The 22,704-nt window shown below is 68.8% G+C and carries 15 protein-coding genes and 1 pseudogene; 4 read left to right on the top strand and 12 right to left on the bottom strand.

The window, feature by feature from the left end; genetic code table 11:
* Window positions 1-62 precede the first annotated feature (62 nt).
* The 12 genes from eccE to MSM1_RS08210 all read right to left on the bottom strand — a co-directional run bounded on the left by eccE (window position 63) and on the right by MSM1_RS08210 (window position 17,447).
* Window positions 63-1,103, bottom strand: a complete 1,041-nt coding sequence (gene eccE, locus MSM1_RS08265; RefSeq protein WP_213441005.1) for a type VII secretion protein EccE — start codon at window positions 1,101-1,103, stop codon at window positions 63-65.
* Complete coding sequence (gene mycP / locus MSM1_RS08260) at window positions 1,100-2,479, bottom strand: type VII secretion-associated serine protease mycosin (RefSeq protein WP_213441004.1); 1,380 nt, start codon at window positions 2,477-2,479, stop codon at window positions 1,100-1,102. The genes eccE and mycP overlap by 4 nt, the downstream gene beginning before the upstream one ends.
* Before the next feature lie 8 nt (window positions 2,480-2,487).
* The gene (gene eccD, locus MSM1_RS08255) at window positions 2,488-3,897 is read right to left on the bottom strand and encodes a type VII secretion integral membrane protein EccD (protein ID WP_282100874.1); all 1,410 of its coding nucleotides are present in this window, start codon (window positions 3,895-3,897) and stop codon (window positions 2,488-2,490) included.
* A 91-nt stretch (window positions 3,898-3,988) separates the two neighbouring features.
* Window positions 3,989-4,840 (bottom strand): ESX secretion-associated protein EspG, encoded by an 852-nt coding sequence (locus MSM1_RS08250; protein WP_213441003.1) that lies wholly within the window; start codon window positions 4,838-4,840, stop codon window positions 3,989-3,991.
* A gap of 18 nt (window positions 4,841-4,858) precedes the next feature.
* The gene (locus MSM1_RS08245) at window positions 4,859-5,149 is read right to left on the bottom strand and encodes a WXG100 family type VII secretion target (RefSeq protein ID WP_213441002.1); all 291 of its coding nucleotides are present in this window, start codon (window positions 5,147-5,149) and stop codon (window positions 4,859-4,861) included.
* A 63-nt stretch (window positions 5,150-5,212) separates the two neighbouring features.
* Window positions 5,213-5,506: a type VII secretion system protein EsxG gene (gene esxG, locus MSM1_RS08240; protein ID WP_213441001.1), complete on the bottom strand. Its 294-nt coding sequence runs from the start codon at window positions 5,504-5,506 to the stop codon at window positions 5,213-5,215.
* A gap of 259 nt (window positions 5,507-5,765) precedes the next feature.
* Window positions 5,766-6,074, bottom strand: coding sequence for a PE family protein (locus tag MSM1_RS08235; protein ID WP_213440999.1), 309 nt, complete (start codon window positions 6,072-6,074; stop codon window positions 5,766-5,768).
* 17 nt (window positions 6,075-6,091) lie between these two features.
* Entirely contained in the window at window positions 6,092-10,048 is a 3,957-nt protein-coding gene (eccCa, locus tag MSM1_RS08230) for a type VII secretion protein EccCa (RefSeq protein WP_213440998.1), read from the bottom strand.
* Entirely contained in the window at window positions 10,045-11,634 is a 1,590-nt protein-coding gene (gene eccB, locus MSM1_RS08225) for a type VII secretion protein EccB (RefSeq protein WP_213440997.1), read from the bottom strand. The genes eccCa and eccB overlap by 4 nt, the downstream gene beginning before the upstream one ends.
* Window positions 11,631-13,436, bottom strand: coding sequence for a type VII secretion AAA-ATPase EccA (gene eccA, locus MSM1_RS08220; protein ID WP_213441586.1), 1,806 nt, complete (start codon window positions 13,434-13,436; stop codon window positions 11,631-11,633). Before eccA ends, eccB begins: the two co-directional genes overlap by 4 nt.
* 710 nt (window positions 13,437-14,146) lie before the next feature.
* Window positions 14,147-15,058 (bottom strand): class I SAM-dependent methyltransferase, encoded by a 912-nt coding sequence (locus MSM1_RS08215; RefSeq protein ID WP_213440996.1) that lies wholly within the window; start codon window positions 15,056-15,058, stop codon window positions 14,147-14,149.
* Between the two features lie 664 nt (window positions 15,059-15,722).
* Window positions 15,723-17,447: a PPE family protein gene (locus tag MSM1_RS08210; protein ID WP_213440995.1), complete on the bottom strand. Its 1,725-nt coding sequence runs from the start codon at window positions 17,445-17,447 to the stop codon at window positions 15,723-15,725.
* Between the two features lie 1,066 nt (window positions 17,448-18,513).
* On the opposite strand from MSM1_RS08210, the gene MSM1_RS08200 reads away from it, so the two are divergent.
* From MSM1_RS08200 to MSM1_RS08180, 4 genes and pseudogenes are all read left to right on the top strand, one after another.
* Complete coding sequence (locus MSM1_RS08200; protein WP_213440993.1) at window positions 18,514-19,242, top strand: ABC transporter substrate-binding protein; 729 nt, start codon at window positions 18,514-18,516, stop codon at window positions 19,240-19,242.
* Window positions 19,239-20,405, top strand: a pseudogene (locus tag MSM1_RS08195) (FecCD family ABC transporter permease). The gene MSM1_RS08200 and the pseudogene MSM1_RS08195 overlap by 4 nt, the downstream one beginning before the upstream one ends.
* Window positions 20,402-21,289, top strand: coding sequence for an ABC transporter ATP-binding protein (locus MSM1_RS08185; RefSeq protein WP_213440990.1), 888 nt, complete (start codon window positions 20,402-20,404; stop codon window positions 21,287-21,289). Before MSM1_RS08195 ends, MSM1_RS08185 begins: the two are co-directional and overlap by 4 nt.
* 549 nt (window positions 21,290-21,838) lie before the next feature.
* Complete coding sequence (locus MSM1_RS08180) at window positions 21,839-22,402, top strand: hypothetical protein (RefSeq protein WP_213440989.1); 564 nt, start codon at window positions 21,839-21,841, stop codon at window positions 22,400-22,402.
* Window positions 22,403-22,704: the final 302 nt, after the last annotated feature.

The following is a 22,704-nucleotide window of genomic DNA, read 5'->3' as shown; positions in this document are numbered from 1 at the left end:
TGAGCGGGTGCCGAGCAAGCCATCGCCCGGGGGCGTTAACCATAACCTCGGCCTTGACGGGCCTAGAGGCGACGAGACCCGGCGAGACCCCCGGCACGTGAGCCCTGGCCGCGCGCGGCCGGGCCGGCCGCAGTCTGCGTGGCGGGCCAGCGCAACCGCGTCAGCAGATCCTCGGGCATGGCGGTGTGGCCGTCGAGTCGTTGCGTGGATGTCGGGCGCAGAACACGCAGGGCCGGGCGATGGTTTCCGTGGTGCGGGGTCAGCCCGGGCAGCGGCGCGGACCCGCCGGGCCGCGTGTCGGTGCGAAACGCGCAGGCGACCGCCGCCGTGCGATGCGATCCCACTCCGGCGATCTCCAGCGCCGTCCAAGTCTCCCGCGCCGGAAGCGACCAGATCGCCGCGAGGGTGGCGGGCAACGCGGCGTCGACGCTAACGCGATACGCCGCAACGTAATCGGTGCTGCCCTGACGGATCGCCCGCCAGGTTTCGGGTGCGGAGGGCTCCAGCAGCGGGGGGATGTCTTCGGGCGCGGCGATGCCGGCCGTCCACCCGCTCTCCCGTAGGTGGTCGGCGAGCCGACGCGCCGCGACTTCCGCGGTCTTGGGCAACGGGATCTGCGGCGAGCGGGCCCGCAGGGCGGCGAGGTTCTCGGCGGCCGACAGGGTCAGCCCGATCCAGGTCTCCCGGCGTGGCTCGTCGGTGTCTGACGCGGTGTCGCGGCTGGTGACGCGGATCGCGTGAGCGCGAAGGCCGTAGCGGTCCACGTATCCGGAGATCAGTTCGAGTGGCAGCGCATCGGGATCGGCGGCCGACGCCGCGACGCGCAGCAGGACGGTGAGCCGGGCGTCGGTGCGGGATGCCGGCGCGGGCCGCTCGCCACGGTTGCGGCGCAGCATCGCCAGCCGCCGGCCCAGGATCGTCGTGACATGCCGTCCCCGCCACCAGCTGAGCAGCACGATCACCACGCCGACGGCGGCGCCGAGCAGAACACGGTGGGGGGCCGAGCGCCAGGGATAGGCCATCGCGGCGGGCAGCACGGCCAGCAGCACCAGCGTGATCCGGGCGGCCCCCGGCAAGACGATCATCGGTCCGTGCGGCCTCATGCAAAAGGCTCCTTTCGGCGGTATGCGAACACGGCGGCAGCCACCACCAGCGCCAATGCACCGGTGCCCGCGAAGGCGACTATCTGCGGCAGGTGACTCTTCGGCGCCGGCGCGGGCGGGGGGGTGATCTGCTTCGCCGGAGGGGCGCTAGGCGTGTGTGCCGGCAGCTCCCAGGTCAGTGCGGCCACGGGATCCAGGGTGCCGGCGCCGACCAGGTTCGAAGGTGTGCGCGCCGCGTTGTGGGCGGTCGCGGTGATGCGATCGACCACCTGGGTGGCGGTCAGGCCGGGATAGCGGCCCCGCACCAGCGCCGCGACCCCGGCCACGTAACCGGCGGCATAGCCGGTGCCGGTCAGCGGAACGAGCCGCTGGCGCTGATTGGGCAGCCCGTTGGCCAGGCTGCCATCGCCGCCGTTGCTCACCGAGACGACATCCTCCCCGGGAGCGGCGACACCGACCCACGGCCCGGACATCGTCGCTTTCGCGGGTTGCCCGCTTGGCGTGAGCGCGGCCACCGAAAGCACGTACGGTTGCCACCACGCCGGAATCGAGACCGAGGTGACCCCGGCCCAGTTGCGCGGGTCATCCGGTCGGCTGGGGTCGGCCAGCGGATTCGACTCGCAGCCCGCGCCGGCGCCGAGCGACCCGACCGACCCGCCGTTGTCGCCTGCCGCGGCGACGATCACCGCGTCCTTGACGACGGCCGCGTAGCGGATCGCCGCACCCAGCGCAGCCTGGTCGACGGGCCGGTCAGCCGGCAGGCAGGTCGCCGTCGCAACGGTGATCACCCGGGCGCCGAGGTCCGCGGCGTGCACGATGGCCCGACCCAGCGCCGCTATCTCGACGGACGCGTCCCGCAGCGCCGGATCGCCCCCAGCCATCCGGGGCGAGAACTTCGCCGAGGTGACCCGGATGGACAGCAGCCGCGCCGCGGGCGCGACGCCCGAGAAGGCGTCGCGTCCCGGCTGGCCGGCGACCAGGCCGGCGACCAGGGTGCCATGCCCGTCACAGTCGGTCAGCCCGTCGGTGGATTCCACATAGTCGCCACCCGGGTCAACGGTGGGCAGCCGCGGCCCGGGCCGCACGCCGGTGTCGAGGATCGCTACCGTCTGGCCTTCGCCGCGGGAAAACTGCCACGCCGCGGGAAGATCCAGCATCAGCTGATCGGGTGTGGCGGCACCCGGGTCGGTGCCCGGGATGACACCCGAGACGCTGCATTCGCCGTGTTGCTCCATCGGCACCACCGGCCCCGGGGCGCCGTCCGGCGGCGGCACAGCCGGGTCGACCACCGGCGGGCTGATCGCCGCGGCCGGCGGGCATGTCAGCAATGCGGTAACCAAAGCCGCCGCAAGGCAACTCAATCCGGGACGCTTCATCGCCGGAATCATCGATTGAGCAGCCAGCCGTACAGGCCAACCACATACGCCATGACGGGGATCAACGAGCCGTCGATCCCCGCCGCCAAAAAGCCCACCAGCCGGCGAATCGGCAGGGAGTAGCTGTCCGGGGACGCGATCGTCGGGCTCAGCGCGACGATCACCCACGCCAGCACCAGGCCGGCTAACACCGCCAACGTCCACAACGCGGCGCTGTAGCGCGCCGTCGCGGCGTAGAGCGCCAACAGCGCCACCACCGTGAGGTAGGGCTGGGCCAGCAGCCAGGCCTTGCATGCCGCGGAATCCCACACCCGGGCACGCAGCACGGCGCCCAGCGCGGCGGCCGCCACCACATACCAGCCCCAGCCGCCCACCGTTTCCGGCCGCGCGGCGATCGCGGTGGACCCCAGCACGCTGAGCAGCACCCCGCCGGCGATGAACCCGACCTGGTGAGCGTCGCTGATGCGCACCCGGCGCGGCAGGTCCTCCAAGACCCGCAACGACGGCGCCGACGGTGTGGGATCCCCCGGCGCCGGGATGACCGGCAGCGGGAATCGGGCCCACAGCGCCGAAAGCTGGGCCGCCTCGATGACAAGCAGCAGCCCCGCCACGATCAGCCCGCAGCCCAGGCTCACCAGCGACAGCCGCCAGAGCGATGCGGCGCCGGCGGCCAGCAACACACCGGCGCCGAGCACAGCGGTGGCCGTGAAAAATCCGATCGCGCGCTCGTCGTCCCGGCGCGGCAGCGCGATGCTGACCACCGACCAGGCGCTAAAGCCGGCCGCACCCAGCATGATGTTCGCCGGCCCGAGGCCCCCGGGCACCGCCAGGGCGCAGGCGGCCGCGATCGGCACCAGGGCGGCGGCGGACAGGGTCACCCCGGCTCGCGGGGATCGCACCCCGCTGACCAGGCTGGCCAGCACGGTCAGCACGGCGATCACGCTCGCGGCGTAGCGCCCGAGCGGCTCACCGGTGGCCAGCCGATGGGTGACCGCCAGGGTGGTTGCCGCGACAATGAAGCCGACGGCCGCGGCCAGCGCGCCACGCTGGATATTCGCCGCCCCCCAGGGCCTGAGCCGGGCGGCCGAAAAGATCACGGCGGCGTCGGCAATGTCTTCGACTATGCCGGGTGCGGCCGGGCCCGGGGGCAGCGGCTGCAGCGCCAGCAGGTCACCGTCAACGACACCGACGGTGTCCAGGCTGGCGTCCAGGCTGAATGGCGCGCCACCGATCGGTGCCAGACTCAGCCGCACCGGCGCCCCGGCGTCGCCGTCGTCGTCGGACACCGGAGCGGCCAAACGCTGCACCGCGGGCAGGATTTCGCGCAGCGGGACCTCCGCGGGCAGCGCCATCTCGGTCAGCCGGTTTTCGGCGAGGACGGCCACGCGCACGATCGGCATGACAACACCGGACATCATCGGGGCTTGCGGTATGGAGGGCATTGGCTATTTCTCTCTTCTCGGGCGTCTCTTCTCGGGCGGTCGGGTCGCTGCAGCGGCCGGGCGGGTACTAGCTCGGGCAGGCGGTGAAATCCTGGGACAGCCGCACCCCGGGGAACCACCGACCGTCCGGCAGGGTAGCGGTCAGGGCGTCGACGGCTCGGGCGATCGCGAAGTCGGTCCCCGGAGCAAACGTGGAGATCCATTCGCCGTCGAAGGCGCGCGACGGGCTGACCAGCACGCGGCCCGCCGTGGTGTCCACGATGCTCACCCCGACCTCGCTGGTCGCGTGCACGCCGTCGCGGCGCTGGCCGGCAACGATCTCGACGTAGCTGCGCGGCCCGGTGAACACCGACTCCACCACCGGGCGGGCCGACTCCGGGATACCCAAGTACCGCAGGACTTCCGCCAGCGGCGCGCCGGCGCGAAGCCGCTCATCGGCCCGGGCGCCAACCCGGGCCGGCAGGCTGAACTCGTCGAACCGGGCTGGCGGCCGCTGCGCCAGCCCGGCCCCGAGGACCGGAACCAGCTCCCGCGGGTCGTCGATCCTCATCGCCGTGAAGGTGACCAGCTGGGCGCTGCGCAGGGCGACGACGGTCGTGTCGCCGCGGCGCGCGATGATGCCCCGCAGCATGCCGCTCGCCTGGGTCGGTCCCACGTAGCGCAGCTCCAGCCACCGCTGCGGGAAACACACCACCCGGATCCAGTCGGCCACCGCCGGGTTGACCGCGCCGTCCGGGCGCACCACACCCATCCCGGCCAGCTCGTCGCGTTGGCGGGCCAGGAACGCGGCCCGCGACCCCGCGTCGGTGTAGGGCGTGGTGATCGCCAGCACCCACGGGAACATGCCCGCCCCAACGGTTTCGGCGATGAACCAGGCGTGGTCGACGGTCAGCTCGACAGCGTTCGGCTCAGCAACCATCGAGGTAGCGCGGGGGGTCTAGCCGCCCCATTTGGCGGCTTCGGCCTGATCGCGGGCCAGCATCGAGGTGGTGTTCATCTCGTGGGTGCCGGCCATCGCCCGGTACGCCAGCACGAGTTGCTCCAGGGCCTGGTTCCACTGGGTTTGCCAGGCCTGGTAGGTCATGCCGGTGTCTCCCTGCCAGGCACCCGAGAGCACGGCCTGCTCGCTGGCGATATCGGCGCCCACGGCCTGCAGTGTGCCCGCATAGCCGGCCATATCGGCGGCGTGGGCCAGCATGGCCGGGTAGTTGTACATGATCTGCGACATGAAAAACTCCTTCCCTGATGATGATGAAGCCGGCGATGAAGCGGGCGCGGCCGGTTAAAACCCTTAAAACCCGGGGTAGGTGCTGGCCGCGGCGGCATCGGCGGCCACATAGGTGCCGGCCGCGTCCCCGATGTTGGCCTGCGCGATATCGAGCAGGGTGTTGATCTTGGCGGCGGCTGCGACGAACCGGGCGTGCGCGGCCTGAAATGCCGCCGCCGACTCCCCGACGTGAAACGCCTGCGCCGAGAGCGCCTCCTGCTCGGCCTGGCCGATCGTGGACCGCATCAGCGCCGCCTTGGCGCCGAACGCCGACTCCGCGGCCACCAACTGCGGGATGTGGGCATCCAATAGGCTCATGGTTCACTCTCCAATCGATTGCGGGTGAAATTGCGGGCGAAAAGGTGATCTGCATGGATTTCTCAGCTGGCGTGGCCCCCCTTCCCCGACGCGCCAGGCGCTCCGGGTTTCCGGATTGCTGGCGGGGCCGGCACCGTGGGGCCACCCTGAGCCGCGGCACCGCCGGGCCCGGCTGCGACGGCGGCTGCGGCCGCCTGCCCGCGCGCGCTCCCGCCGCACGGCGAGAACCCGCCGCCATCCCGGATCGGCCGCGTCACCGCTAGCTGCCCGCGGCCAGATACGTCGCCGCCGCCGCCGCGTCGCCGGCGGCGTAGCTGGCGCCGGATTCGCCAACACCAACCCCGGCGCGACCCAGCTCCTCGACACCCTGGGCCGCGACCACGGCATGCTCGGCGCCGCGGATGCTGAACCCGGCGGCGGTCGTCACCGACACCGGATCGACCGCGGGCGGCACCACCGCGGTGATCAACGGGGCCGCCGCCGCGTGCGCGGCCGCCAACCGCGCGGTGAGCGCCTCCACCGCCGCGCTGGTCGCGGCCAATCCTTCGGGAACCACTCGCAGTGTCATAACAGCTACTCCTTCCACTACGTCTCACGACCATCGGCGGCCACGGCCGCGGTCGCCAGGGGGTTGACCAACTGCACGTGCGTCGGGGTGTCGCCGTCGCCGAGCAGCATCGCCCGCCCGGCCGGCAACCGGGCGAACCGGTGCCCGCGGAACTTGCCGCTATCCACCGGATTGCCCGACAGCATCAGCGTCGTTGCCTGCAGGTCGTTGAGCCGGCGCAGCAACGCATTCGTCATCACCGACTGCCCGGAGCCGCTCGCCCGCGCGGTGACCACCACCCGCAACCCCACATCCGCGGCCTGCCCCAGCAGCGGAATCAGGGAAGTCCACGGCCGCTGCCCCACATACGGGCCGCTCATCGCCGGGGTGTCCGGTATCTGGTCGACATCGTCGACGAGCAAGTAGTGGGTGTGGCCCTGGTAGGCCCAGCGGGCCAGCTCAGCCGCCGGCAAACCTGCCGGTGGGCGGCGCGCCCCGATGAGCGCGGACAGGCCCAGCATCGCCGGGATCACCCGATCGATGTTGGCGGTGTACTCGTTGTCGGGGAACAACGGCTCGTCGACGAGGTGCAGCCGCCGGTCCACCACCGTGAACGCCACCTCTTCGGGGCTGGAATGGTCCCGGATCGTGCGGATCAGGTGGCGCAGCAATGTGGTCTTGCCGGACTTGGAGTCACCGAACACCATGAGCAGCGGGTCGCGAGCGAAGTCGATCTCGACCGGAGCCAGATCCTCTTCCCGCTGGCCGATCACAACCCGCTCGCCACCGTGATACAGCGCGCCCAAGGCCTCCGGCGCCAGGTCGGTGGGCAGCAACCGCACTGGCGGGGCCTGCACACCGGGGTAGCGGGCGTTGATCGCGGCCACCATGTCCAGCTCCGGAGCGGCGAACAGGAAGTGCTCGCCGGCCATCGTCAACCCCCGGCCCGGCTGATCGGCCGGCACCGACTCCGCCGGGCGGCGCAGCGCCCCGGCCACGCGCACATTGCTGTCGCGGGGATCGTGCAGCTTCAGCTCCACCCGCAGCCCCAGGCCGTCACGCATCGCCAGCGGCACCTCCAGCCAGCTCGGGGTGGTGACGACCACGTGGATGCCGTAGGCCAGCCCCACGTTGGTAAGCTCAGTAACCTTGGCCAGCAAGGGGTTTCGGGTGTTGAACTGGTCGGTGTTGTCGCGGCTGAACGCGTACAGATTGTCGATGACCAGGAACACCTCGCCGAACCGGTCCCGCGACCCGTCGCCGCGGCGTTCCCGGAAGGCCTCGCGGCGCTGCCGGGAGCGCAGCAGCTGCTCGAGCTCACCGAAGGTGCGCCGGATCCGCTCGGGTTCCAGCGGTGAGGCCACGCTGCCGACGTGGGCCAGATCCCGCAGCGCCTGCAGCTGCCCACCGCCATAGTCCAGGCAGTAAAACGTCACGTCGGCCGGCGAGTGCAGGTTCGCAGCCGAGAGGATAAACGTTTGCAGCGCAGCCGATTTGCCTGACTTGGGACCGCCGTGGATCACCATGTTGCCAGCCGAGGCGGTGGCGTCGAACACCAGCGGGTCGCGCCGCATCTCGAACGGCTTGTCGATTTCGCCCAGCGGCCAGCGCCATTGCCGCTCGCCGATGCCGGCGCGCGCCAACACCGCGCTGAGCGGGATGGGCTCGTCCAGCGGCGGCAGCCACAGCTGCGGGGCCCGTGGCCCGTAGCGGGCCAGCTGGTCACCGATGGTGGTGATCAACTTGCGCGGCGGGGCGGCCGGCCGCTCCTCCTCGTCGGCGGCCAGGGTGTGCTGGTCCGGCGCGACCGGGCCGGCGGTGAACAGCTTAGGATCTGGAATCGATTGCACAACTACGTTTTTCGTTGCCCGTGGGGGTTCGTAGATGCCGTCGACGTAGGTGCTTCGGAATTTGATCGGCGCCGCGCCGGGGGCGGGCACCAAAAAGCCCTCGCCTTTGTGCTCCTTGCCGGCCTCGATGTGGTAGGCGTCCTCCACGCCGATGATCTGCCGGGACACGGCCGGGCTGGCCACCTTCAAGCCGATGCGATAGGAGGTGTTCTTGTCGATGTCTTTGATCCTGCCCACGTCTAGCGTCTGGGAGGCGAACAGGATGTGGATGCGCGACGAGCGGCCCTTGCGCGCCACATAGTCGAACAGCTCGGCGTATTCGGGGTAGTCGGCCAGCATCAGGGTGAACTCGTCGGCCACCACGAACAGCGTCGGGATGGGGGGCAGGTCATGGCCGGCGGCGATCGCGTTTTCGTACTCGGTCACCGAGTTGAACGCGCTGCCCTGCACCCGCCGGCCGGCCTCGCGCAGCAGCTGTTCACGGCGGGCCACCTCGCCGCGCAGCGTGTCGGCGAACCGCTCCGCCAGGGACTTCTTTTCGGCCATGTTGGAGATCACCGCGACGACCTGCGGGAAGTTGCGGAAGCTGTCCGCGCCAGCCTCGCCCTTGAAGTCGGCGTAGATCACGATCAGCCGCTCAGCGGAGTGGGTGGTCAACAGCGACAACAGGATCGACATCAACGTCTGCGATTTGCCGGAACCGGTCATGCCGATCATCAGGCCGTGGGGGCCCATGCCGCCCTCGGCTTCGTCCTTGAGGTCGAAGATCAACGGCTCGCCCGTCGCGGTGACGCCGATCGGAACACGCAGCTCTTGTTCGCGGGGACGGGGCGCCCACAGGGCGGGCACGTCGAGCTGCGACACGTCGGGGATGCCCATCAACGCGCCAAAGGTGGCGCCGCCGGTGGCCGCGGACCGCAACCCGAGGTGGGTGGGGTTGGAGTCCCAGCGGGACAGCCGGCGCGCGAGGTGGCTCGCCTCCTCGGCGCCGAGCCGGTCGGCGGCATCGAGGTAGCGCTGCCAGCCGCCGGTGTGCCAGCGGTCGATGGCGCCGTGCGCGATGCGCAGGATCGGGCGCTCGGGATCTGAATACTGTTCGCGGTGCGGGGGTGTGCTGCTGCGGTGCACGACGGTCACCCCGGCCCAACCGGCGGCCAGCGGTGAGGCGTTCACGTCGTAGTCGGGGTCGTCGACGACGATCAGCAGGTGCCGCAGCGCGTCGGTGGACCCCGCGGTAAAAGCCGGGCGATCGGCCAGCGCCGGGCCCAGCAGCGCGGCCAGCCCATCGAGGCTGTCCGACAGGAAGCGGGCCGGGCCCACACCGTCGAACCGGCCGGGAATGTCAACGTGCGGCAACCATTTCAGCCACGACCACTCGGGGTTCTCCGGGTCGGGCGCGGCCAGGGCCACCCCGAGCACCGCCGGGTCATGCCAGGTCACCGCCTGGGCGATCCACGCCCGCAGCGCCGCGCGCACCTCGTCGGGCTCGCCGAGCACGGTGATTCGCGACACCTTGGTCAGGTCGATCCCCGTCGGCATGTCGCGCACTACGCGATGGGTGTCGAGCAGGGCCCGCAGCGCGCTGTGGCACACCGGCTCGAGGTCGATCTCGTCGGCGGTGTCGTTGACCCGCAGCGCGCCTTCCAGCGGCTGCGAGTGCCGGCCGGCACGCACCACCAGGAAGTCGTCGTCATGCGGGTCGCGTTCCCACTGGCGCCGGGTTCCCGGCACGGCCGCCAAATCGGCCGGGTCCGGGTGCGACCACTCGGCGGCCGCCCGCTGGGCGGCGGCCTGGGCCCGCACGTTGTCCCGCACCGTCGACAGGTAGCGCAGATAGTCGGCCCGTTCGGCGTCGATCTCCTCGGTGCGCGTCTTGTTGGCGCCGCCGCGGTAGAGCGCGGTGGCGGCCAGCAGCAGCACAAATGGGAAGAACAGCGTCTGCGGAGAGATCAGCCGAATCCCGGTCGCGACCAGCGCGATGATCATGCCGACGATCAGCATCACGATCACGAAGGGCAGCGCGCGCCGCAGCAGCGATGGCGGAATCACCCGGGGCAGCTGCGGGGGCGCCTCGATGACCATCGTGCCCTTGCGGACCGGTGGGGGTGGCAGCCGGCGGCGCGCCTCGAAGATCAATCGGCTCATCGGGTCTCTCTCCCGCTAGCAGGTGACGCGCCCAGCGCTGAGGCGGGGCGGCCCGGCCGAGGATCGGCCGGCAGGGCGTCGTGGGCCACCAACGCGTCCGGGCGTGACAGCGTGGGCCCGGGTGCGAACAGCGACAGCATCGACCACGGGATTGGCAGCGCCGGCGGCGTCAAACCGAGGGCGTCAACGGTTTTGACGTGCCCGACGGCGTCGGGGGTGTCGTCGATGCCGTAGCGCACTCCGGTGTCGGCGACCCAGAACGGCGACCCGGCGGCCGGCGCCGCCGGGCCCTGGCCGGCCGTCTGCACGAAGTAGCCGATGCCCGGGGGCAGCGCCACCCGGGCGGCGGATCCGCCGGCGCCCCCCCCGACGAGGTCGACGGTGCGCACCGCCTCGGGCACCGGCAGCGTCGAGCCCGTGAGCAAGGCAAGCGAGCTGGCGGCGGCCCCGGCCGGCTTGCTCCACTGCGCGCAGGTGAGCGGGTTGCGGGCGGCGTCGACCAGGCTGACCCGCTGGTTGGGATAGCTGGTGGTGTCCAGCAGCCGCGACACCGGCAGCCGCGCGACCTGGTCGGCACCCAGCCGGGGAGGCTGCTGCAGGCCGTAGGAGTTGGTGTTGCGCAGCATCGCCGCCAACACCGCGGAGATGGGCTGCAGCCCGTCAGGCAGCACCGCGTAGTAGAGCATGGTGTTATCCGTCGCGTAGGAGACGACCACCGCGCCTATCGGCGCCGGGACCGGCAGGCCGAACCGCGGCGGCTGGCCGGCATCGGGAATGGCCGGGGCGCTCAGCGGCGGTGCTTCGGGAATCGCGTTGAGCAGTCCCGCGGCGATCGGCCGGGGCGCCGGCGTTTCCGCGGACCAGCCCAGGGCGTTGGTGACGGCGCGGTCGGCCAGGTTGATGGCGCTGCGCTTGCCGTCCCACAGCAGCCACGTTCCCTTGCCGTTGTCGACAAGCACGCCATGCCCGGCGCCGAGCGGAGCGGCCCGGGCGCCGGTGCTGTCGGTCGGGCCGGCGATCACCGTGATCCCGGTGGCGGGGCCGGAAACCCCGTCGCACACCGTCCAGTTCGCGTCGCGGGCGGTGGTTTGCACCATCCGTTCCGGCGCGCCCGGAATGCCCAGCAGGTTGCCGCGCGGGAACCTGTCCAGCGCGTTGCTTTTCACCACGGTCGGATTGACCGGCCGCCCGACGATCAGCCGGGCCGAGGTCAGGTTGAGCACCGGGTGCAGTTGCTCGCCGACCCGCACATACAGGGCCGCGGTGGACCGATCGGCCAGCACCGGGTTGGCGCCGACCGTGCCGGTGGGCCGGATCAGCGAGAAGACAAAGCAGCCCGCCAGCCCGGTGACGAGGATCAGCATCCCCACCAGCACCGCGCGAGTCTGGGTGCGCAACGGGTCGACGAGCATACGGGTGTCATGCAGGGCCACACCGGAGGCGATGCGGCGCATCACGAACCGCCAGCCACTCACCTGATGGCGGGTGACGAAGCCGCGGCGGTAGACGACCTTGTCGGGGTTGTTGTTGGTCGGGGTGCGCGACGCGAACGAGCGCCGATCGCCCTCCGGCTGCGGGGTGGTCATGCCGGCGCCTCCAGACCCAGGCCGAGCAGCAGCGGCTGCACCGAATTACGGACGTCACCGGCGGTGATGGTCATCAGCTCCTCGTCGGTGAAGTCACCGGTTTCGGCGTGTTCGGAGTGATCCAATCGGAATTCGCGTTCCTCTTCGGACTTTTCGACGACATTGCGCACGAACCGGCCGTTGCCGGCGATATCCAGGCCGCGGCGCTCGACGCCCGAAGCATCGGGTTTCATCACGTGGGCCAAGTGCTCGAATAGGGCCTCGAGGTCATCAAGAGCGGCTTGCTCGAAAACGCTGTCGCGTTTTTTGGCCATGAAGTTCGCGATCTCGATCAGCTCGGCGGGTTTGTAGGACGGGAAGTCGATGCTGCGGGTAAACCGCGAGCGCAGACCTTGGTTGGTGTCGAGGAACTTGTCCAGGTCCGCGCGATAGCCGGCGACGATCACCACCAGCCGATCGCGGTCGTTTTCCATCCGGGCCAGCAGCGTGTCGATGGCGACCAGGCCGAAGTCGTTCTTGGCTCCGGTGGCCACCAGGGAGTAGGCCTCGTCGAGAAACAGCACCCCGTCCAATGCGCTGTCGATGATCGCGTTGGTCTTGGCTTCGGTCTCCCCGATGTGCTGGCCGATCAAATCGGCCCGGTGCACCTCTTTGATGTTCTCCTTCTTCAGCAGCCCCAGGCCGCAATAGATTTTCGCGATGACGCGGGCAATGGTCGTCTTGCCGGTCCCCGGCGGCCCGGTGAAAACCAGGTGATGGGTCCGCTGGGCGACCTCCAGGCCCCGCTGTTTTCTTATGACCTCCATCGCCACCGCGCTCTTCAGCCGCGCCACCTGGTCTTTGACCTTTTCCAGGCCGATGAACTCGTCGAGCTCGCGTTCGGCCTCGGCCAGCAACGCGCGCTTGCGCTCGTGGGCCTCGGGGTCGACGAACTCTCCGGGACCGGGCTCGGTTTCGGGATCCCACGGGTCGGTGCGGGCCTCGATGCGGGCCGCCGTGGTGGTCACGATCCCGAAGCTGGAATCCAGCAGTGCCTCTTCGACCTGGCTGTTTTCCGGGTTGGCGGCATACAGGTCTTGCAGCACCTCCCGGGCGGCGTCCTCGTCCCCGTCGGCGCGCAGCACCAGCGCCTTGGCTAGGGCGCCGTCGACCGCGGCGACGGCTATGGGCCCTTCCGGGTCCTCCAGATACGACAACGCCGGCGCGAACATGCCCAGCCGGGCCAGCGCGATCCCCAGCGTGATCTTGGCGGCGTGCGCGAAATGCTCGTCGAGCCCCGGATCGTTGACGATCGGGGTGAGCAGCTTGACCACATCCGCCCAACGCTCGGCCCGGTAGTGCAGGGCGATCTCCACCCAGCGGGCATCGCGCCAGTTCGGGCGGCGCTCGCGAATGCCCGCGACCACCTCGTAGGCCTCCGCGCGCCGCCCGGCATCGGCCAGCGCCGCGGCGTGCGCGAGGCGAAAATCGTCCGGATCGGTGGCGCGAAACCGCAGATATAACCCGCTTTCGTAGTAAAAGCCCAAGGAGCCGGGCGCCAGGTCGACCTGGCGCTGCAACACCCCCGCGGTGTCCGCGGTGCGCGCAACCGCTTCCAGCACCTCCGGGGTCACCACGCCCGCGGCGGCCAGCCCGGTCCACGCGTCGCAGTGGTCGTAGGCGATGCGGGTCAGCGCGGTGAACCCGGACCGGGCGGCGTCGAGGTCGGCTGGACGCTGACGCTCATAAACGGTCAACCCGAGGGCCCGGCAGCAGGTCGCGAACCGGCTGACGACATCCCCATCGACCCGCGCCGGGCTCATGGCCGACCTGATGACGGTGTCCGGGGAGTTTCCCGGCGGGCCCGCGAAGCCCGCCGTTTCGGCCGCCGGCGCGGCCGGGTAGTTATGCGTGGTCATCAGATGTCCTTTCGGCACGAGCGCGCGTCAGGTCGAAATCCGCGCCGGCGGTGCAGCCCTCGGTGCTCGGCGGCACCGCCGTGATCATCGGCGCGGCACCGGCATGCGCGGCGCCGCGAGGCCATTGACGCGTGCACGGGCGGCAAGACCCTGGAGGGCGGCTCGTGGCGGGTCATCGCGGGCATTCCTGTCGGTGGGTTCGCGTCGGCCGGCCCAACCGTCCAGGCCAGCGAATCGGGCAGCCGGAACTCAGCGGGCCACGACGGCATTCCATCCGATGGCGTATCGGAAGACAAGACCCGGTTCGGGTAGGGGGTATCGGCCCGGTGCGCGGCCGGCGTGCTGCCCCCGAGACCGTGCGCGCCCGTGCAGCCCGTCCGGCGGTAGCGCCCAACCAACCGGCCATCCAACCGCCCATTCAACGACGCCTCTCCTACCACGGGACGCCGTTCGCGGCGACGCGGGAGTTGCTCCCTCGGGTAGCCAGCGTCCACATTGGGCTCACCTCTAGCTAGCATTGCCTAACCTAACTTCAAGCACGTTAGCATAGCGTAACCTAACCGTTGATGGACCAGTGGGTCGGTGGCGGCCCCGGGCACCCGAGCGCGGCGGAGTCATCGAGGTCCGCCGGCGCGGTCTTTGGTGCCGCTCACCAGACTGACCCGCGCGATCATCCCGCCGGCCCGGGAATCGGGTTCGGGTATCGGGCGGCCCACACGACGGAAGTAGTCGCCCAGCGAAGTCGCGTGCGCGGCCCAACCTCGGGCGCCGAACCACTCCTCGGCCGGCGCGCACCGCTCGTTGTAGACCAGCTGGAAAAACAGCCGGTCACCGGACGCGCGTTCCTCCTCGACCGCGGCCTCGAACTCGTCGGGCCTCATCGGCGCCCCATCTTCGACGGCGACGTGGCTGCCGGAAGCAGCCAGCGCGTCGATACCGCTGAACAGCTGCTCCTGAGCGGTGGCCGGCAGGTAGATCAGCAGCCCCTCGGCCAGCCAGGCCGACGGCTTGGCAGCGTCAAACCCGTGGTCCTGCAGTGCTTGCGGCCAGTCCGCACGCAGATCGACGGCAACCTCGCGGCGCTGGGCGCGGGGCTGGGCGCCATGCCCGGTGAGCACCCGGCGCTTGAAATCGAGCACCCCCGGACGATCCAACTCGAAAATCGTCGTCTCGTCGGGCCACGACAACCGGTAGGCGCGCGAGTCCAGGCCGGCCGCCAAGATGACCACCTGGCGCACGCCGGCCTGGACGGCCCGGCGAAAGTAGTCGTCGAAAAAGCGGGTACGAGCACCCTGGTAATTGACGAAATGCTCGCCGAAATCGCTGGTCTTCAGCGGGTGGCCGGGAGCTTTGCCGTCCAGCACGTCGGCCCAATCCCCGCCGACCGCGCGACAGAACAGCTCGGCATACGGGTCCACGGCCAGCGGATCGGGCTTCTGCGCCTCCAATGCGCGCGCGGCGGCCACGTTCAATGCGGTCAACCCGACACTTGTTGTGATATCCCAATTGTCACCTTCGGTTCGCATCCCACAGACCTTACGCGAGCGTGCTACCGCGGCTTTCGGGCGAGCTAGCGGGGTGAGCCGCCCTATTTGGTGGCGTTGGTCGCGGGCCAGCGTCGAGGGGCTGGTTGCACGGGTTCCAGCCGGAGCGCGGCCGGCGCGCCCCAGCTCCGCCACTGCCAAGTTCTGCCGGCTCTGACGGCCCTGATAGCTCATCCCCGGACCACCCGCATCACCCGACATGTCGGCGCGGCATGGGCCGGCGTCGCCGGGCTGTTGCACATGATCTTGGTCATCACAGGGCCTTTCAAAGCTTCTAGGGCGGTAACGGCTGCTAGCGCAGGGGCGGTCGGGGCAAAACCCGGTGTAGGCGCTGGCGGAGGTGTAGGCGTCCACCGGCGTCCCCGCCGTTGGCCTGGGCGATATCCTCCGGCGTGTTGGGCGTGTTGATCGTGGCCTCCGCCCCACGAACCGCGCGTGGGCGGCCCGTAACACGGCCGATTCCCCGCCATGAAACGCCCGCGCCGAGGGCCTCCTGCGCGGCCTGGGTGATCGCGGAACACATCGGGGCCGCCTTGACCCCAGACGCCGACTGCGCCCCAACCAACTGCGGGGTGTGCGTCCAACAGAATCGTGGTTCACTCTCCAATCGTTTCCGGGCGAGAAGTTGACCTGCGGGGATTGTGGTTTAGTCGTCGTTTGCCTCTTTCGTGGGATCGGCAGGCTGGTCCGGATCGTCGCTCCAGCTACTGGGCATCATTGGCGTCCTCGGGTCGTCGGCGAACACGCCGCCGACCAGCGTGGTCAGTCCCGCAGGCTGCATGGTCGTGTCCGTGCGCGTGGTTCCAGCAAAACCCAGGGTTCCCGCGCCTTGATCCGAGGCGGCGCTCGACCCCGAGTGCTGATCGGCGGGGGCAGCGCCGGGCGCTGAATCCAGTTCTTGGTCCAGGTCCATGTATTCATCACCCTGGCCGAGCATTTGCGCCTTTGCTCGGCGGCGCCGACGCGCCTGGGCCTTCTCCGCCGCCTGGGCCGCCGCAGCTGCCGGCGCGGTTTCGGGCTCGGGCGCCTTCTTCTTGCGGGCACTCGTGCTCGCCTCCCTGCCGGAGCGCAAGTGCAGGGAACCCACCATGTAGGAAAAATCTCCCAGGCCGACGGGTGGCGGTGGTGTGTGTGGTGGGGGAGCGCTGGGAGCGCCCGCAGGGGCCGTGGCGGGCGCCGACGCGGGCACCGGCGCGGGGGCCGGGGCCGGCGCCGGGGAAGGGATCAGGGTGGGGCTGACCGGGCCGATGGCAACAGGCGGCGCGAGGGCTGGAGCGACCGGCGGGGGGGCTGGCACCAGCTCGTGCAGCCCCTCGTAAGCCACCCCGGCGATGCCCAAGCCGCCCAGCGTGCCCACAGCGGCGCCCAACGGGGCGGCCAGCAGGGGCAGCGTCACAGCCAGGATCAGCGGCTGGTCGAGCAGCCAGTGCAGCAGCTGGATAATATTAGTAATCACAAACGAAATGAATTCGATAGCGTTGAATATCAAAGCTATAGCCACCACTAATGGATTACCTGTAGATCCCGCTATCCCTATCACCTCGGGTAAACCTGCCAGGGTGCCAGTAACAAGGCTAGAGAGCAAGCCAACAAACGTCCCTGGATCTATAGGTACGCCAAAAGCGAACGCCAGATTCTCAGGGCTAAAGAAAAAGAATGGATTGCCGATGAAGGCATACTCCGCAAGGGGAATCCCATAAAGTGAGAGGTTACCCAGCGGCCCTAGGAAGTTGTTGTAGAAGTTGGTGTAACCCTGGCCAGTGAAGAGCTGTGTCAAGAAATTGAATATCGAATCCACGGGATTCGGTGGCGGGTCCGAGGAAGCCGCGTTGGACTTGACGATCTGGGGCGCCGGGGTGGTCTGCGGCGCCGCGGCTACCGCCGCGGTCGAGACGGCCTGATAGGTGCTCATGGTGGTGGCGGCCTGAACCCACATCCGCGCATAGTCGGCTTCGTTGAGCGCGATCGGGATGGTGTTGATGCCGAAGAAATTCGTCGCCACCAACACCGCGTGGGTGGCGTGGTTGGCGGCCAACTCGGCCAGGGTGGGCATCGCCGCCTGTGCTGCGGTGTAGGCCGCGGCGGCGGTTTCCTGCTGGACGGCTATCGTCTTACTGTTGGCGGCGGCCTGCATCAACCATGCCAGATACGGCGCATGGGCGGCCACATATACCTCGGCGCTCGGCCCATCCCAGGCCCCAGCCTGCGCCGCGCCCAGCAGCGCGGTCAGCTCGTCGGCCGTCTCGGTGTATGCGGTACTCAGCGAGTTCCAGGCCTCAGCCGACGCCAGCAGCGGACCGGGTCCGGGGCCACTGGACAGCAGCGCCGAATGCACCTCTGGCGGAAAGGCCATCCAGATCGGGGCGGTCATCGCCAGTCGCCTCCGATCAGGCACGACGACGCCGTAGCGGCATGACCGGTGGCATGACCGATGCCTGCCGCTCCCCCATCCGGACCCGAGTGGTCCGGCTGTTGCGCCGCCTGCGCCGCCAGCTCAGCGTGCTCAGCACCCGCAGCGCCCAACCCAGTCGCGGTTTGCGCGAACCTCTCATCGACGGCCGGCGGCACCACTACGGTAATCAACCGCGCGGCACTCGCCCTTGCAGCCGCCGGCCGCACGGTCAGCGCCTCCACCAGCGCAGCAGCGCCGGCTCGACCCGCCGAACCACACTCAGCGCCATCTCGATCACCCCCCGATGAGGAGCGCCTATCCGACCCCGCAGAGAATAGCCCTGTCGGACGCTTCATGCAAATGATTAGCAAAACTTGTTGCAGGTTTTTCGCAAGTGGTTGGCGCTGCATGCGCGATACTGATCGGATGCCGCCTGCTGAGTTGTCGGCTGTGAAGCGGGCCCTCACCGGCCGGATCGGCGAGCTGCTACCCGCCGAGGGGCTGCGTGGCGGATGCCGTCGCAGATCGCGGCCCATACCATGCCCGAGCCACTCGACGGCCGCCTTTCCGTCGCAGGTGTCACCTACGGTTCGGCCGCCCATCCGCTCCATCATGCGGTCTGCAGCGGGTGCCGCTTGATCACCGAGGTGCCCTACCGACAGTCGACCGCGGCGCTGCCCCGCCCGGTGGGGGGCAGTTCCTGCGCGCCGTCCGCGCGAGCCAGCCTCACCCCGCGCGGCCTGTGCCCGTGGTGCCAGCCCAGGCATCGCGTCGGTCACGCAACACAGGTGGGCTGGGCCGAAGCGGCTGGTGAATCGATCAGGTGGAGGTCGACTGATCGGGCGCGGCTTCGCGTCGGGGCTCGATGCGGTCGGCGGCGCGGCCGGCGCCGAAAGTTGTGGGGCTTGCGCTGGTCTCGACGATCGTCGCACTCATCAGCGGGTGCACCGGTTCGAGTCCTGGTGCGACCTCGGACGGCGGTGGCAGGTTCGCCGTGTCGGGCGGGACCCGGTTTCGGGTGACTGTCGTCGATTGCGGTCGGACCGTGACGTTTAATGCGCCACCTCGCCGGGTGGTGATCTTGAACCCGGCGATTGCGGACATACTGATCGATCTGGGCGTGGGAAATCGGATCGTCGCCCAGAGCGGGACAAATAGCCTTGCTGAGCCGCTGCCGCAGAACAAGGCGGTGATGGACCGGGTGCCAGTGCTGAGTGCGGCGGGCATGACGAGCACCGGCTGCGGTAATGGGCAGAACGGGAAGGTGACCGATGTTTTCACCGACATCGACAATTACGGCGAGATTTTCGATGTGCGTGATAAGGCGAAGCAGCTGGTGGACAGACTCCGCGTTCGATTAGATGGCATTGAAGCCCGGGTTGGCGATAAACCCAAACTACCGGTATTCGAATTCTACAGGTTGGGCGGGCAGTTTTCCGATACCGCTGTGGGGGTTGAGAAAGACGCGCTAATCAAATCTGGTGGTGTGAGCATTTTCTCTAACACGAGCGGTATGAAGCCAACGAGCAAAGAGGCGATCACAGCCCGCAATCCCCAGGCTTTTATCGAGCTGGTGAAGCCAGGAGATCCAGTTGACCCAGTGAAAGAGGCAGCGACACTAAAGCGGGCTTTCCCGACCACTGACGCCGCCAAAAACGGGCGGATCTACTGCCTCGACGTGGCCGAGGCGGCCAGTCCGGGCACACCGCGGATCATCGATGGCATCGCCGTCAGGGCGAAGTGGCTGCACCCCGAAGCCTTCGCATCACCATGAACCACGCCTCAGTGCCGATGCACGCGGACCGGTCGGTCCGTGGTCGGTCGGCGGGTCGGGTGCCGGTGGGCGGGTCCATCGACGCGTCGGTCACGGGACGTCGGCGGCTGCCGTTGACGGTGCTGGTGCCGGTGCTGCTGGCGGTGCTGGTTGTGGCGATGGCGGTCGATGCCGCGGTGGGGCCTGGGCGGGTGGGGACGATCAGTGTGGCTCGGGTAGTCGGCCACCACGTGGCCGGATTTTTGGTGCGGTCGCACTTTGACGCCGTGCAAGACCAGATCGTCTGGCAGCTGCGCATGCCTCGGGTGTTGCTGGGAGCGCTCGTGGGTGCGGGGTTGGCGGCGGTGGGTACTACGCTGCAGGCCGTGGTGCGTAACCCGTTGGCTGATCCCTATTTGCTCGGGGTCTGCTCGGGTGCGGGGTTTGTGGTAGCTGCCACGCTTACGTTGGGTTCGGTGGCGATGGCTGGATTGTCGACGTCGGCGGGGGGTTTTCTCGGGGCGTTGCTTGCCGCGGTGTTGGTGCTGGGTACCTCCCGCAGTGGAAGCGGGTTCACCCCGACGCGGGTGGTGTTGGCCGGGGTGACGTTTTCCTACTTGTTCGCCGGGGCGACCAGTTTTTTGATCTTTATGAGCACTGAGCCCCGCGCGGCGGCTTCGGTGCTGTTTTGGACGTTGGGATCGCTAGGGGATGCGCAGTGGCCCATGCTGGGGGTGCCCGCAGCTGCGGTGATAGTGGGCACGGGGTATTTGCTGGTGCAGTCCCGATCACTGAACGCGCTGGTGGTCGGCGAGGAGACCGCGCTGTCGGTGGGGGTCAATGTGCGGCGGCTGCGGGCCCGGCTGCTGGTGGTGACCGCTCTGGTCACCGGCGTGATGGTCGCGGTCGCCGGTGGGATCGGGTTCGTGGGGCTAATTATCCCGCACCTCGTGTTATCTCGCACCTCGTGCGTCAGCTGGTGGGTGCCGATCACCGGCGCGTATTGCCGGCGGCGCCCTTAGTCGGGGCGATCCATCTGGTGCTATCTGGTGGTCGTCGACGTGATGTGCCGGGTGGCGGCCGACCCGGCTGAGTTGCCGATCGGGATTGTCACCTCGGTGCTCGGCGCCCCGTATTTCTTGTGGCTGCTGCGTCGTGCTCAATCTGGGGAGATGAGCCGATGAGGCTGGTCCTGCATGGGGTCAGTGTGGCGGTAGATTCCACGACACTGCTCTCCGATTGCGCTATCGTGGTCGGCCCCAAAGAAAAGGTCGCTCTGCTAGGGCCCAACGGCAGCGGGAAGACGACGCTGCTCAAAACGATTTATCGCTCGATTCGACCGACCACGGGCGTCATCTTGTTGGGTGAAGACGACCTGGCAAAGCTGCGCCAGCGCGAGGTGGCCCGGCGCACCGCGGTGGTGGCTCAAGAACCACTGGCGGAGTTCGATTTCAGGGTAGAAGACGTCGTGTCGCTGGGCCGCGCCCCACATCTAGGCGTGCTGGACCGCGAGTCCCAAACCGACCGGGACGTGGTCGCCGACTCGTTGGAGCGCGTGGGCATGCTCGCCCACCGCAGGCGGCCGTTTTTCAGCCTGTCCGGAGGCGAGAAGCAACGCACCCTGGTGGCGCGTGCGCTTGCCCAGCAGACCTGTTTGCTGCTGCTGGACGAGCCCACCAATCACCTCGACGTGCGCGCAACGCTCGAGATTCTGGAGTTGCTGCGGCGACTGGAGATCTCGACACTATGCGTGCTGCACGACCTTAACCTCGCCGCCGCCTACTTCGACCGGATCTACGTGTTGGCCGCCGGCCGGATCGTTACCGGCGGCACCCCACAGGAGGTTTTGACTCCTGAGCTGGTACGTGAGGTGTTTGGTGTGGATACCCACTGCCTGATCCACCCAGCGACCGGACGGCTCCTGCTGGCATTTTCCCTGATTTCGGCCGTCGCCTCCCAAGGGTGCCCCGCGGGCCGCGACGCCACGTCCGCGCCGGAACAGACCGACGCCCGACCTGTACCGATCACCTCATCAGGAGACACGCCAAGCCCACCCGACGATAGATAGCGCCAGACGCATGCTGCATGCGGCCCACCAGTGGCACAGCGTCACACGCTTCCAGATCGTGAAGGCCTGGGCAGTACGTGCACTGTGCAGTCATCATGACGCAAAAGTACAGTCGTTGCCGATGAGTTTGTCATCTAACACAAAAACTTGGAAATTGTGAGCCATCGACAGGTAACCAAAAGACGCGAAGACCGATGAAGCCACCGCCAGCGCTGGCAGACCTAGCGCCGACGCCATCACGAGCACCTGGAGCCTCAACAACGGGGATTCCCAGCAGGTTACTGCGCGCCAAATCCGCGCGCGCGGTGCGGGCGCTGTCGTGTGCTATCGGCGTCGAGGATTCCTCTCCATGGGCGCCGAATGGCTGCTGGCGCACAGCGTGTGCGCTGACAACAGACTTTCCCGGCGCAGTGCATTCCGGAAAAATCGCTATCGGCCATCGCCGTACCCGCCGCTGCCTGCACTATCGCAATCCCGCCGACGCGCTAGGCGAGTACACCGTCACGAATAGCTCGATCTAAAGATCCCAAGGACAAGGAAAGGAACGCTATGCCCGATAGCAACGCCGTCCCAGCGATCGTGCAGAGCGAGGGTGGAGGCCGAGAACAGCGCTGGCCGCTGCCCGCCGACGAAAAGAGCCTGCTCGACCTCATCCACCTGTGCTTCGACGAATATTGGGACGAAATCTGGTTCGGCATCATGGTCCCGGGCGCGGCCTGGGAAGTGGCGGCGCCGAACCCCCCGAAACGCATCTCGATGCGTGATGGGTATGTGACGGTCGACTTCGGTCGCTGGCATTTCCACCTGTGCATCGGCGAGCATCGGGGAAGCGGGCCCGAGTTGGGCAAGATCCGAAGGTGTGGGCGGGCCGAAATGTATCGCCGTCTCGACGCTGACGGATCGCCCACCTCATGGGGCATCCGGCTCTTCAACGGACGTGATGAACAAATGATGACGCTGATGCTCCCCAACCCGTTCCTAACTAATAATCAGCAAATCCGGGAGAAGCCCGCGTGGGAACAGCTGGAGCTGTGGGACAGGCTGCGTGCAATCTATCTAGGGCTGACACCTGACCCGCTTGATCGCGTCGGCAAAGGTTTCGGCCGCCATTGACAACCCGGGCTGGCATGCTTTAGGCGGTTTGCGGTCGTCGGCGCCGCGCCCTTTTTAAAGAATCCGGAGTCGTCAGTCCTCGTCTCGCTCGCAAAAGCCGATCAGCACGATGGCGGTCTACCCACTGCAAGGATCTGCGAGCCTTTTCCCGCGGGCGCGGCCGGCGGTAGGCATGCGCGTTAGGGCGACAGCCCGCAAAACGATGCCGATCGCCCGCGTCGCAGCCTGGTGCACACCACACAAAGCGCACGGACTTAGCAGCACGCGCGGGACCTCCGCGAACGCTAACACGACACCGGGTG

It is taken from the genome of Mycobacterium sp. SM1, assembly GCF_018361265.1.
Lineage (GTDB): Bacteria > Actinomycetota > Actinomycetes > Mycobacteriales > Mycobacteriaceae > Mycobacterium.
Note: the sequence above shows the minus strand (reverse complement) of the source record. Positions and strands in the feature narration are given on the sequence as shown.